This window comes from Salmonella sp. SAL00672, assembly GCF_046552175.1.
GTDB classification, from domain to species: Bacteria; Pseudomonadota; Gammaproteobacteria; order Enterobacterales; family Enterobacteriaceae; genus Salmonella; species Salmonella enterica.
This window is the reverse complement of record NZ_JBGDUQ010000011.1, coordinates 109,485-123,091: the sequence shown is the minus strand read 5'-3', so window position 1 is coordinate 123,091 and position 13,607 is coordinate 109,485. Positions and strand designations below refer to the sequence as shown.

Below are 13,607 nucleotides of genomic sequence, written 5' to 3'. Positions count from 1 at the left end.
ATGGAACTCTATCTGGATACCGCTAACGTGGCGGAAGTTGAACGTCTGGCGCGCATTTTCCCGATTGCCGGCGTCACCACCAATCCAAGCATTGTGGCAGCCAGCAAAGAATCTATCTGGGATGTGCTGCCCAGGCTGCAAAACGCCATCGGCGAAGAAGGCACTTTATTTGCGCAGACCATGAGCCGCGACGCGAAAGGGATGGTGGAAGAAGCCAAACGACTGAATAACGCCATCCCCGGCATTGTGGTTAAAATTCCGGTGACCGCCGAAGGTCTTGCAGCGATTAAATTGCTGAAAAAAGAAGGCATCGTGACGCTGGGCACCGCCGTCTACAGCGCATCGCAGGGCCTGCTGGCGGCGCTGGCGGGCGCAAAATATGTCGCTCCCTACGTCAACCGCGTTGATGCGCAGGGCGGCGATGGCATTCGTATGGTTCAGGAACTGCAAACGCTACTGGAGCATCACGCGCCCGACAGCATGGTACTGGCGGCCAGCTTTAAAACGCCGCGGCAGGCGCTGGATTGCTTACTGGCAGGTTGCCAGGCGATTACCCTTCCTTTAGATGTAGCGCAACAAATGCTCAATACGCCTGCGGTAGACTCAGCAATAGAGAAGTTTGAGCAAGACTGGAAAAACGCTTTTGGTAATCTGAACCTGTAGGAGAGAAATGTATGGATCGCATTATTCAGTCACCAGGTAAGTATATTCAGGGTGCAAACGTCATCGCGCGTCTTGGCGATTATTTAAAACCAATGGCGAACAACTGGCTGGTTGTGGGCGATAAATTCGTGCTGGGATTTGCCGAAGAGACGCTGCGCAAAAGCCTGACGGATGCCGGTTTGTCAGTAGAAATCGCCCCGTTTGGCGGCGAATGTTCGCAAAATGAGATCGACAGGCTGCGCGCCGTCGCCGAAAAAAGTCAGTGTGGCGCCGTACTGGGTATCGGCGGCGGTAAAACGCTGGATACCGCCAAAGCGCTGGCGCACTTTATGAACGTCCCGGTCGCTATCGCGCCGACCATCGCCTCTACCGACGCACCGTGCAGCGCACTCTCGGTTATTTATACCGATGCCGGTGAGTTTGACCGTTATCTGCTGCTGCCGCATAACCCGAATATGGTTATTGTCGATACGCAGATAGTGGCGGGCGCGCCGGCGCGTCTGCTGGCAGCCGGTATCGGCGATGCGCTGGCGACCTGGTTTGAAGCGCGCGCCTGCTCACGCAGCGGCGCCACCACAATGGCGGGCGGCAAGTGTACACAGGCCGCGCTGGCGCTGGCGGAGCTATGCTATAACACGCTGATCGAAGAAGGCGAAAAAGCCATGTTGGCCGCCGAACAGCACGTCGTCACGCCAGCGCTGGAACGCGTCATCGAAGCCAACACCTACCTGAGCGGGGTCGGTTTTGAAAGCGGCGGTCTGGCCGCAGCGCACGCGATTCATAACGGTTTAACGGCGATTCCGGATGCGCACCACTATTATCACGGTGAGCAGGTCGCTTTCGGTACGCTGACGCAACTGGTGCTGGAAAACGCGCCGGTCGAAGAAATCGAAACCGTTGCGGCGCTGTGCCATTCCGTTGGCCTGCCGATTACGCTGGCGCAACTGGATATTAAACAGGATATCCCGGCCAAAATGCGCACCGTCGCGGAAGCCTCCTGCGCAGAAGGTGAAACTATTCATAACATGCCTGGCGGCGCAACGCCGGATGAAGTGTACGCCGCGCTGCTGGTCGCCGACCAGTACGGTCAACGCTTCTTGCAGGAATGGGAATAAGGTCTGAGCAATACTCCTGACGATAGTCAGGAGTATTTCAGCTTGCTGACACAACAGAATTCATTTGCCGAATGTCGACACAGGCACCTTATCTGGCCTTGTTATCCAATCATCCAGGCCGGGTAAGCGAAGCGCCATCATCAGGTATTCCATAGCCTGGAATCAGTCCATTTTGTCCTGAAATAGACTTTTTTATCACGCACCATTCTCTCCGCGGAAAGTCAAATGACGTACTGACACACTTCACGGACGAAGAAGATGAAATTCGCACAGGCGCTTATCGGTATTCTTGCTGCTTTTTTTATTAGCCATATCTCTCATCATTCGCCACGCTCTGATACCAGACCAATAACCGTTCAGGCGCAAACTAATGCTGCAATCGCCCAAAGTGCCGGGACGCAAATAGGTAAGACGCTATTTTATGATGCTGCCTATGTTCGTCTGGATTATCCGAATGGCGATCTTCCGCTGGAGCGTGGCGTATGTGCAGATGTCGTCATCCGCGCGCTGCGCAGTCAGCAGGTTGATTTACAGAAACGGGTACATGAAGACATGCAGGCGCATTTCTCTGCCTACCCGAATAACTGGAAGCTGAAACGCCCGGACAGCAATATCGACCATCGCCGCGTTCCGAATCTGGAAACCTGGTTCCAGCGTCACAACAAAGCGTTACCGGTGACAGATAAATATAGCGATTATCAACCGGGAGATATTGTCTCCTGGCGACTGGATAACGGCCTTGCGCATATTGGCGTGGTATCCCTGAACGTCACGCCTGAAGGGGTGCCGCTGGTTGTGCATAACATAGGCGCGGGAGCACAGGAGGAAGATGTATTATTTAACTGGAAAGTAACGGGGCATTTTCGTTATTTTTCGCATTAAACGCGGAAAACGTCAGCGACTACCGAATAGCAGCCGCTGACGAATTAACCTATCAGATTATTGCAGATCGAAACGGTCCAGGTTCATCACTTTCACCCATGCTGCGACGAAGTCCTTCACAAACTTCTCGTGCGCATCGCTACACGCGTAAACTTCCGCCAGCGCGCGCAGTACGGAGTTGGAACCAAACACCAGATCGGCGCGGGTCGCCGTGTATTTCACCTCGCCAGTCAGACGATCCCGGCCTTCGAACAGCTCATTAGATTCGTCGGTCGGTTTCCACTCGTAACGCATATCCAGCAGATTAGCGAAGAAGTCTGTGCTGAGCACGCCCGGTCTGTCGGTAAAGACACCGTTCTGGCTGCCGTCAAAGTTGGTTCCCAGCACACGCATCCCGCCAACCAGTACCGTCATTTCCGGCGCGGTCAACGTTAACTGCTGCGCTTTATCAATCAACAGCGATTCGGTCGTCGACACATCCAGACGCGCACGATAGTTACGGAATCCATCGGCAATCGGTTCAAGCAGCGAGAACATCTCGATGTCGGTCTGATCCTGACGCGCATCCACCCGGCCCGGCGCAAAAGGTACGCTGATGCTGACACCCGCAGCAGCGGCCGCCTGCTCGATACCGACCACGCCCGCCAGCACAATAATATCGGCCAGCGAAGCTTTATTCGTCGTTTTCTGGATCTCTTCTAATACCGGCAGAACGCGAGCCGCAACGGCGTTGACATCCCAGTCGCGCTGAGGCGCTAATGCCAGACGCGCGCCGTTAGCGCCGCCACGCTTATCGCCACCGCGGAAAGTAGACGCGGATGCCCAGGCAACCGAAACCATCTCGCTAATAGAAAGCCCGGATGCAGCGATCGCCGCTTTCAGGTTGATAATGTCTTCCTGCGTTGGCTGATAGAGCGGTTGCGGCAACGGGTCCTGCCAGATCAGATCTTCTTTCGGCACTTCCGGTCCGATGTAACGCGCTTTTGGTCCCATATCTCTGTGCGTCAGTTTGAACCAGGCACGAGCAAAGGCTTCATTAAAGGCCTGCGGATCGTTAAGGAAACGACGGGAAATCTTCTCGAACTCCGGATCAAAACGCAGCGTCAGGTCGGTGACCAGCATAGTTGGCTTACGTTTTTTCGACGGATCGAACGGATCCGGGATGATGTCCGGCGCGTCTACCGCTTCAAACTGGATAGCGCCAGCCGGACTACGGGTTTGTACCCACTCATATTTGAACAGGTTCTCGAAGAAATAGTTGCTCCACTGGGTCGGCGTCTGCGTCCAGACCACTTCCAGCCCGGAGGTGATAGCATCCGCGCCAACGCCGCTACCATAGCTGCTGGCCCAACCTAAGCCCTGCGCTTCAATCGGCGCGGCTTCCGGATCGGCCCCTACATGGGATGCCGCTGCCGCGCCGTGGGTTTTACCGAGGGTATGCCCGCCAGCGATCAACGCCACGGTTTCTTCGTCGTTCATCCCCATATTGCCAAAGGTAGCGCGAATGGCGGCGGCGGCAGAAAGTGGTTCGCCGCTGTGATCCGGCCCTTCCGGGTTAACGTAGATAAGGCCCATCTCGGTCGCGCCCAGCGGCGCTTTTGCCAGCGCTTCAGGGTGTCGGTGAGTCAACCAGGCTTTTTCATCGCCCCAGTTCACATCCAGATCCGGTTCCCAGACATCTTCACGCCCGGCGCCGAAACCGAAGGTACGGAAGCCGGAGTTTTCCAGCGCCACGTTACCCGCCAGAATAAACAGGTCAGCCCAGGAAATTTTCTGGCCATATTTCTGCTTAATCGGCCACAACAAACGACGCGCCTTATCCAGGCTGACGTTATCCGGCCAGGAGTTAAGCGGCGCAAAACGCTGTTGACCACGACCCGCGCCGCCACGACCATCAATAGAACGGTAGGTGCCAGCGCCATGCCAGGCCATACGAATAAACAAACCGACATAGCTGCCCCAGTCGGCGGGCCACCACGGTTGTGAATCGGTCAGCAGCGCCTTGAGATCCCCTTTCAGGGCGGAGTAGTCTAACTTGCTAAACTCTTTGCGGTAGTCAAAGTCTTCACCCAGCGGGTTAGAACGGTTGGAATGTTGATTCAAAAGATCCACGCGAAGCTGGTTCGGCCACCAGTCGCGGCTGGCAGTCCCTGCGCCTGCGCTTCGGTCATGCCCCCCCTGATGGAAAGGACATTTTCCAGTGGATAACGTGTTATGGGTATCGTCGGTCGTGCTCATATCTCAGCTCCCTTTTAAAGTGTTACCGTTACGATATACACCAGGAGCAAATAGATATAGTTGAATTAATCCACAGATTCGATAGCTAATACCTTTTATATTTTTAGTTACAGAGATGTAGATCAATATGAGTTGTAATAAAGCTCCCGGCAGGGAGCTGGAGGTTATAAACCCGGTCTTACGCCCAGCGTGTGGCAAATGGCATAACTCATTTCCGCACGATTCAACGTGTAGAAGTGGAAATCCTTCACTCCTTCGCGACTTAAAATTTTCACCATGTCCATCGCAATGTTAGCGCCCACCAGCTTGCGGGTTTCTGCGTCATCATCCAGCCCCTCAAACATCAGTGACATCCAGGACGGAATGCGGACATTGGTCATATCGGCAAATTTTTTCGCCTGTTTAAAGTTAGACACCGGTAAAATGCCGGGAATAATTTCTACGTCGATACCGGCGGAAACACAGCGGTCGCGAAAACGCAGGTAGCTTTCCACATCGAAGAAAAATTGGGTTATCGCGCGGTTAGCGCCAGCATCCACTTTACGCTTCAGATTAAGCAGATCGGCCTGCGCGCTTTTCGCTTCCGGATGTACCTCCGGATAGGCCGCTACTGAAATATCGAAATCGGCCACCTCTTTGAGCAAACCAACCAGATCGGCGGCGTACATCTCCGGCTTACCGCTGCCCGGCGGCAAATCGCCGCGCAAAGCGACAATGTGGCGGATACCGTTATTCCAGTAGTCGCGGGCGATGGTGCGCAGTTCATCGCGCGTGGCGTCAATACAGGTAAGGTGCGGCGCGGCCTCAAGCCCAGTACGCTCTTTAATGCCTTTAATAACGCTATGAGTGCGGTCGCGTTCCCCGGAGTTGGCGCCATACGTTACCGAAACAAACTTCGGTTTCAGACTGCTCAGGCGATCGATGGAGTTCCACAGGGTTTGCTCCATTTCACTGGTGCGCGGCGGGAAAAATTCAAACGAAACGTTAATCTGACCCTGTACTTCCGCCAGGCTCTGATTCAGGGCTTCCCGCTGGTTGGCGTGAAAAAAGCTCATACCTTACCTCATCAATCGCATGTTATTATTTGTTGTGTTGTAAACATCTATCCGTTTAGACGTCCAGATGTAAAAATGACGGAAAAGCGGAAGGACGTCAACTGAAAAATCACGCCAAAGAATGAGGAATATTCAGCAAAGTTGAATTTTCTTCATGTCACGCCGCGGCACTGAACGCGCCGCGGCAGGGGAAATTACTTCTTCACATCCGCAACGCGCATCCCTTTGAGCTGCTCATCCGTGATGGTGTTGCCCGCCTTAAAGTAATCGACTATCGCATTCGACACATAGTAGCCGCCGGAGGTATTCCGCGCCTGGCCTTCCGTGAATGCCGCAAAACCGTCGCCGCCGTCGGCAAGGAAGCTGTTGGTAGCGATGTGATAAACCGCCGCATCATCAATCGGCTTGCCATTGAGCGTCAGCACGGTAACCCGCTGGCCGACAGGTTTGCTGCTGTCATACTTCATCTCCAGCCCTTTAGACACCTGCAATACGCCGTTGCTTAAGCCAGCGCCATGCTCCATCAGGCTGCGCAATTGCTTACCGGTTAAATCCATCGTGACCAGTTCATTAGGGAACGGGAAGGTACTGATTACCGCCCCCATCGTCACCGCGCCAGCCGGGATTTCGTTGCGGATACCGCCAGAGTTAGTAAGCGCTAACTGGGTGTCTTTCCCCGCCGTAAAAAGCAGCGCATCCGCCGCCAGATTCCCCAGCGACGACGATTCGCCATACGCGCGGGTCAGCTCAACCGGCGACTGCGCCACCGTTTGCTGCACGACTTTATCGAGCTTTTTGTTCCAGCCGTCGATCACCTGTTTCGTTTGCGGATCTGGCTTCCACTCATCAGCAAAAATGGTCTTCAGCTCGAAGTTCTTCACGGTAAACTGATGCGGCTTTTCCTGGTAGTCCAGCACCAATTTGCCGACATCAATGCCGCCGCTGTCCGTTGAAAGAATCAGCGTATTACCGACTTTAATCGGTTCCGGCGTACCGACATGCGCGTGGCCGGTAATCAAAATATCCAGCCCTTTTACCTGACTTGCGGTCTGAATATCTTTATCCAGCGCGCGTCGCACATCGGTATTCCCCATGCTGGACTGGCGGGCCGGGGTGCCTTCGTGGATCAGCGCGACGGTCAGATCGACTTTACCTTTAAGTTCATCAATGTAACGTTGCAGCCACTTAATTTCATCGCGTGCCTCAATGCCCACGCGCGTCGCGGCAGAAACCGTATCATTAAAAGCAAAGACACCGTGTAAGCCGATTACGCCAATCTTGACGCCATCTTTTTCAACAATGGTGTACGGCTTATCCCAGAAGGATTTACTGCTGTCCTCATAAAAAATATTGCCCTGTACGATAGGGAATTTTGCTCGGCTCAGTTGCAACAATGTATTGTCCCAGCCATGATCGAACTCATGATTACCGATAGTGGCAGCGTCATACTGCATGGTATTCAAAATATCGATAATCGCTTTACCCTTCGTCAGGCTGCTGATATACGGTCCGGTAAAGTAATCTCCGGCATCAAAAAACCACGTCGCCTTATTTTTGGCTTTTTCCTGCTTCACCAGCGTAGTGATATTGGCCCAACCGCCAATATCGCGTTTACCGTCAGCAATCCACGGCACTTTATAAGGCTCCACATGGGCGTGTAGATCGTTGGTGTAAATAATGGTGACATCTTTGGCGCAGGCCCAGAACGGCAGCGTGAACAAAATACCGGCAGCAAGCAGTTTTACTTTCATAAATAAGTCCCTTTCAGTCATATAAAGATTCGCTACGTTACGTTCTGAAAGGTTTTTTTATGTGAGAGTCCTCACACCCGCGTACCGTTTTATGAAGGCAGAATCAACGACCTGCCAAAATCGTTGGTAAAATGTATGCCGCCTCTGTTCACCATTAATGCCTGCAAAAGCGCTGGTTGTCGCAATCTTGGGCTGCCTGACTCGCCGGATTATGTGTGGCCGGACTATCGCCTGGGTTATCCGGCATTGCATTGTCGAGCCTGCGGCAGTTATCCGCCGCTCTTCAACGAGGGGGAATTTCGCCGCTGGGCGTCTGCTTATATCGCGCAATATGCCAAAGAGCATGGTCACTTTTGCCCCGACTGCTATCAAAAAACATGGATTCGTTATGGACGTAATCCCGGCGGAACGCAGCGACTTCAGTGCCAGTACTGTAAGAAAGTCTGGACGCCAAAACAGCACGCGCTGAATGTCGCCGAAACGCCGGAACAGATTTGCAGTATTCCGCTGCTCGTACCGTTTCAGGGAGCGAATGCCTTCCAGCAATTGTACTTTTTATTCAGTTTTGATGCTGTTCGCGGCAATATTCTTCACCTTTCCAGCAATTTCACGTTACTGTCTGCCGGAAAAAGTTTGCATTACCACTGGAAAGGAATTGCGCCGCCCGAGGGCGAGAAGGGCGATATTATTCACCGTATCGCCATTAAAGAACGGCAATTTTTACAGCGCAGTCAGTTCGATGAGATTCAGTATGGCCCGGCGGCGCTTAAACGTAACGCGCAAGGAACAATACTTCGCCCGGTCATTACGGCGCATGGTCATTTTCGGGTGCTGAAAAACCGTTTTCCTGATGTCACGACACACATCATTGCCCATGAGTGTTTTTTGCGCGGCGCGGTCATTACGGCATGGGCGGAGCGGTTTCGCCAGCGTCTCTCCTCGCTGTGGTTCGTTGAGGAAGAGATAAACGATGACGATTGCCGCGCAGAGTGGCAACTGTTAGGCAAAACATGGCAGGGATGGTGGCAAAATCAGTGGCAGCTCTGGGGGCAAGGTCACAACCGCAAAATGGTCTGTTCGTTAACCGGTTCCCACTTAGAACAAGGTGTCGCCGTTAATCTGGCGGCTAGTCGCCGCTTTGTTACCTGGCTATGGCAACAACCTGAATTCCAGCAAAGCGCCCACTATTCCGCCAAACGCGTCACGCAAATTCTGTATTTGCTGACGGAAAAATATAACTCACAATGGAATCACATTTAACCCAATGATGTAATGCCACGCATAAAAAATCACAGATTATCATTCAGAAGGCGCTATAGATTTAATCACCTCACATCCTACTTTTATACGCTGAAAAAGAATAGAACTATTTGATAAAATGGCCCTTCGTTTTAAGTTAAAATCGGCTATAAACGTTATTCACATAATCAATATTTATTATCAATTTAAATAGTTCTATACATTCTTATTTTCTATGGAAAACAAGGGATAAATATGGAAATTACTTTACCGTCAATATCAGATAAAAAATGGACCTGCGCCGATCTCCTGAGTAGCTATCGATTCTGGGGGATCACTTTTTTCTTTTTGGTGCTCTCTTTTATCAGTTCGCTGGGATCGTCGTATGGTGTTTATTTTTGGAGTAAATCACTGTCTATTCCAGCCGATCGTATTGGTGTTATTCTCGTTTGCGGCCAACTGGGATACCTCCTGGGTATGGTTGCCAGCTGGTTTGTCTGCCGTATAAAAAATTGTTACCCCTTCTACTTTGTTGCGCTCCTGTTAATCATTGGCGTGGTCTGTTCCTTCTGCATAAATGGCCCGTCTGACGTAGTCAGGCTTATCATAGCGCAGTTTTTAATTAATCTGGGTATGGGGATCGTAACGCTGTTAGTCCCCATGCTGCTTTTCAGCGCTATCGGCAGTGCTCAGACATTTGTTATTTTATTTAGCCTCTGCTTACTGTTCAAATTTATCATCGCTGGCTATCTGTCTATATTTATATACTCAATTCCTTATATAGGAATAATCGTAATTACTTTAGCGGTTATCGCGCTTTTGCTACTATTACCGCTCAAAAAAGAACTTTTCTATATTGCACCGCCCAAAAGGTTCTCATCAACCCAGCGACCTGAGTGCGCAGAACCCGTTGTCGTCGCATTATTGGCCTTTTTCATTCCATTTTATATTATTTATTGGTTCTTCAGAATTCACCGGGAAATACAATTTGTGGCGCCTTCGCCCCGACTCATGACCGCATGTGGCGCGGGATGGCTGTCAGCCATTATGCCGTTTGGCACAGCCATATTGTGTCTGACGCTTAGCGACGAAATCCGCGATCTGCTGGCGAATAAAAACGAAGATGGCGGAATACGAACCGGCTGGACACTATTCTGGGCGTTACTGCTACCACCCGTCGGCGCGGCGATTATCCAGGCAAAAATGAACCGTTTTATTACCGCTAATACCGCGGATACTGCTGACAGAGGATAAACATGGAAGGTTTTGAGCTATTTCCAAAAATTAAAGGCGCGATCAAATGGATGGCCGAGCACAGTGACTCGGTAATTCATTTTGGCTGGAATGTTGTTGCCGCCATCATTCTACTTTTCATCGGTAAGTTAATAGCTCGCTTACTATCGAGGGGGCTGGAAAAATTACTTCTCAGGCGGCAAGTGGATGCCACTATTGTCCACTTTTTCTCCGCGCTGGTTCGCTACATCACGATAGCTTTCACGGCAGTAGCCGCTCTTGGCCGTGTCGGTATAGAAACCTCCTCAATTATTGCCGTTATCGGCGCGGCGGGTTTAGCCATTGGTCTGGCGCTGCAAGGGTCACTTTCCAACTTTGCCGCAGGCGTACTGCTTGTCTCCCTGCGCCCTTTCCGCGCCGGGGAAATTGTACAAATTGGCCTGGTTATCGGCACAGTAGAAAAGGTCCATATTTTCTCCACCACTCTGCTCACTGCGGATAGCAAAGAAGTTGTCATCCCGAATGGTAAAATTATTGCTGATAATATTATCAACTATTCACGACACCCCTATCGACGTATTGATCTGATTATTGGCGTGGATTACCAAAGCCGTATTGCTGACGTAAAAAACGTGATACATCGTATTATTGAGCAAGATCATCGCATTGATAAAACCCGCGATATTACGGTCCGCCTGGGCGAACTTGCGCCCTCTAGCCTGAATTTCTATGTTCGCGTATGGGTGCCCAACGCTCAGTACTGGAGTACTTACTACGATCTTCTGGAAAATATCAAGGAAGCAATGGATGAAAACGGCATCAATATTCCTTACCCCCGGATGGATGTCCGGGTTGAGAATGTAAAAAGCATCACGCCATAATGTTTCGTCAGCAATCGGATGGCGCTTCGTATATCAGTATCTACAGAATGACTGCATAACGTATTGATGAGGGAGCGAAGCGCAACCCGGCGCTTCGCTCACGAACTTGCCTTTATTACAGCAACTGCGCCAGGCGGTTGATATCCGACTGAATCGCCCCGGCGGTCACATCTCGACCCGCGCCCGGCCCACGGATCACCAGCGGGTTATCGCGATACCAGCGGCTTTCAATAGCAAAGACATTATCGCACGGCAGCAGCGCCGCCAGCGGATGTTCCGGACGCACCGCTTCAACGCCGACGCGCGCTTTGCCATTGGCGTCGAAACGCGCCACGTAACGCAACACCAGCCCCAGTTCGCGGGCTGCCTCCAGACGCTGCACCATCTGTTCATTCAGCGCGTCGCCGTTTTCGAAAAAGTGATCGATAGACCCTTCTTCACAGTGCGCCGGCACCAACGATTCTACACGCACCTGATCCGGCTCGATGTCGTATCCCGCCTCGCGCGCCAGAATCACCAGCTTACGCATGACATCTTTTCCGGAAAGATCGACGCGCGGATCGGGTTCGGTCAGCCCCTGCTGCCAGGCCTGATCCACCAGATCGGTAAACGGCACCGTGCCGTCAAATTGCAGGAACAGCCAGGATAGCGTCCCGGAGAAGATCCCGCTGATCGAGAGAATCGTATCGCCGCTGTCAATCAGATCCCGCACCGTGTGGTTGATCGGCAATCCCGCGCCCACGGTGGCGTTATACAGCCAGTAACGCCCGGTTTTTTCAAACGCGTCATGAATCTGGCGATACTTATCGCTGGCGCTTGCGCCCGCCAGTTTATTGGCGCTAATCACATGAAAACCGTGGCTGGCGAAATCAAGGTACTGATCGGCCAGTTGCTCGCTTGCTGTCACATCCAGCACCACTAAATCATCATACGGATGCGCACGCATCCACAGGAATAGCGACTCTTCGTCCTGCTCAACGGCTTCATCATCAAAGAATGCCAGCGCGCGGCTGGCGTCCAGCCCTTCATAATTCAACAGGCTACGGCGGCTATCCACCACGCCCGCCAGCACAAATTCAAAACCAGTACGCGCGGAAAGCGTGCTTTGTTCACGGGCAAACAGTTCCAGCCAACGGGAACCGATGTTCCCCTTACCGAACAGCATCAGGCCAATGCGTTTTTCGGCGCGGAAAACCGACTGATGCAGTCCCTGAATCAGGCTCTCAGTTGGGCCGGTACGCAGCACCGCCACCAGACTGATGCCCTCCTCCGACTGCCAGGTAAATTCCACTGGCTGACCTTTCAACTGCTGCCAGAAGCGATGGCAGTGTAGCGGATTGCGAGTGACGCCCGCACCGACCATCGCCACCAGCGCCAGCCCCTGTCGCAGGCGCAATTCGCCCGGCAGCCCGACATCGTCGAGGAGTTTCAGTACGCTATCCGCTACCTCGGCGGTATAGCAGAACTGCAATAGCTGGCGATCGCGATGCACGCCCACCGCCAGCGGACGCACCTGCGCCCGTTTTAAAATGTGGTCGAGCTCTTTATGCGCCAGCCTGAAATCCTGGCTGGCAGGCACCTGAAACTCAATCAGACAGATATCATCGTGACTGGTCACGATACGCGCGCCCGTCCCGGAAGCCAGCACTCGTTCAATTCGGGTTGACCCTTGATCCGGCGTGTAGCTACAGCGCAACTGCAAATCGATATCGCTGCCGGACACTGGCTGTAGCGTGCGGGCGTGCAGAACAGGCGCCGCCAGACGCGCCAGCTCGCTGGCTTCGTCCAGACGCAGCAACGGCAGCAGGCAGGCATCTTTCACTTTGCGCGGGTCGGCGCTATAAACGCCCGCGACATCGCTCCAGATGGTCACGCGGGAAACGCCCGCCAGCGCGCCGATTTGCGTGGCGGAATAGTCGGAACCGTTCCGGCCTAACAGGACTGTTTCGCCGTCATGATTGCGGCTGATAAAGCCGGTCACGACCAGACGTTTGCCCGGATGCTGCGCCAGTAGCTGCTGCAATAAAGGATAAGATAGCCCTTCATCAACCTGCGGCTGTGCGGCGCGTTCGGCGCGTAAAAATGCGCGCGCGTCCAGCCAGGCGGCATCCAGCCCCTGCTGATTCAGGACGGCGGACATCAATCTCGCCGACCAAATTTCGCCGTGTCCGACAATCTCAGCATAGACGGCATCCGTTACGCCGCCGTCGAGCAAGGCGGCAAGACGTTCCAGATCGCTGATAAAAGCGCTGATTAAGTCATCTGCCGCGTCGGCGGGAAGCAGCCCGCTAATCAGATCGCACTGGTAGCGGCGTAACGTCTGTAATACCTGATGCGCAGAAAGGCGATCGGTCTGGCTTAACTTGAGCCAGCTAATCAACTGGTTGGTGGTACTGCCTGCGGCGGACACTACCATCATATCGTCAGGCTGCGAATACTCCGCCATAATGCCTGCGACACGCAGGTAACACTTCACATCCGCCAGACTACTGCCGCCAAATTTATGCAGTTGACGACCTTTCGCCCCTGCCTGCGCAATCACACTCATGT

10 protein-coding genes are annotated in these 13,607 nt (G+C 52.9%); 6 read left to right on the top strand and 4 right to left on the bottom strand.

What is annotated here, in order from left to right; all coding sequences use genetic code 11:
* The 3 genes from fsa (at position 1) to ACLJTG_RS20530 (ending at position 2,660) form a co-directional block, all read left to right on the top strand.
* Positions 1-663 carry a fructose-6-phosphate aldolase gene (gene fsa, locus ACLJTG_RS20540; protein WP_023261635.1) on the top strand — a complete coding sequence of 221 codons (663 nt, stop codon included), beginning with the start codon at positions 1-3 and terminating at the stop codon, positions 661-663.
* 11 nt (positions 664-674) lie between these two features.
* A complete protein-coding gene (locus ACLJTG_RS20535; RefSeq protein WP_410959056.1) occupies positions 675-1,778 on the top strand; it encodes a glycerol dehydrogenase in 1,104 nt (367 codons plus the stop codon).
* Between the two features lie 258 nt (positions 1,779-2,036).
* Positions 2,037-2,660 (top strand): DUF1287 domain-containing protein, encoded by a 624-nt coding sequence (locus tag ACLJTG_RS20530; protein ID WP_000666688.1) that lies wholly within the window; start codon positions 2,037-2,039, stop codon positions 2,658-2,660.
* Positions 2,661-2,717: 57 nt separating this feature from the next.
* Here ACLJTG_RS20530 and katG read toward each other — a convergent pair whose 3' ends face one another.
* The 3 genes from katG to ACLJTG_RS20515 all read right to left on the bottom strand — a co-directional run bounded on the left by katG (position 2,718) and on the right by ACLJTG_RS20515 (position 7,704).
* A complete protein-coding gene (gene katG, locus ACLJTG_RS20525; RefSeq protein ID WP_000108105.1) occupies positions 2,718-4,898 on the bottom strand; it encodes a catalase/peroxidase HPI in 2,181 nt (726 codons plus the stop codon).
* A 164-nt stretch (positions 4,899-5,062) separates the two neighbouring features.
* Positions 5,063-5,953: a methylenetetrahydrofolate reductase gene (gene metF, locus ACLJTG_RS20520; RefSeq protein WP_000007507.1), complete on the bottom strand. Its 891-nt coding sequence runs from the start codon at positions 5,951-5,953 to the stop codon at positions 5,063-5,065.
* A gap of 194 nt (positions 5,954-6,147) precedes the next feature.
* Positions 6,148-7,704, bottom strand: a complete 1,557-nt coding sequence (locus tag ACLJTG_RS20515; protein ID WP_000865260.1) for a bifunctional metallophosphatase/5'-nucleotidase — start codon at positions 7,702-7,704, stop codon at positions 6,148-6,150.
* A gap of 135 nt (positions 7,705-7,839) precedes the next feature.
* Here ACLJTG_RS20515 and ACLJTG_RS20510 point away from each other — a divergent pair, with 135 nt between their 5' ends.
* The 3 genes from ACLJTG_RS20510 to mscS all read left to right on the top strand — a co-directional run bounded on the left by ACLJTG_RS20510 (position 7,840) and on the right by mscS (position 11,057).
* Entirely contained in the window at positions 7,840-8,964 is a 1,125-nt protein-coding gene (locus tag ACLJTG_RS20510) for a hypothetical protein (protein WP_001134811.1), read from the top strand.
* 234 nt (positions 8,965-9,198) lie between these two features.
* Positions 9,199-10,197 (top strand): hypothetical protein, encoded by a 999-nt coding sequence (locus ACLJTG_RS20505; RefSeq protein WP_023194101.1) that lies wholly within the window; start codon positions 9,199-9,201, stop codon positions 10,195-10,197.
* A 2-nt stretch (positions 10,198-10,199) separates the two neighbouring features.
* On the top strand, positions 10,200-11,057 hold the full coding sequence (mscS, locus tag ACLJTG_RS20500) for a small-conductance mechanosensitive channel MscS (protein WP_000398249.1): 858 nt from the start codon (positions 10,200-10,202) through the stop codon (positions 11,055-11,057).
* 115 nt (positions 11,058-11,172) lie between these two features.
* On the opposite strand, the gene metL is transcribed toward mscS, so the two are convergent.
* Positions 11,173-13,605, bottom strand: coding sequence for a bifunctional aspartate kinase/homoserine dehydrogenase II (gene metL / locus ACLJTG_RS20495; protein ID WP_079951460.1), 2,433 nt, complete (start codon positions 13,603-13,605; stop codon positions 11,173-11,175).
* Positions 13,606-13,607 lie beyond the last annotated feature (2 nt).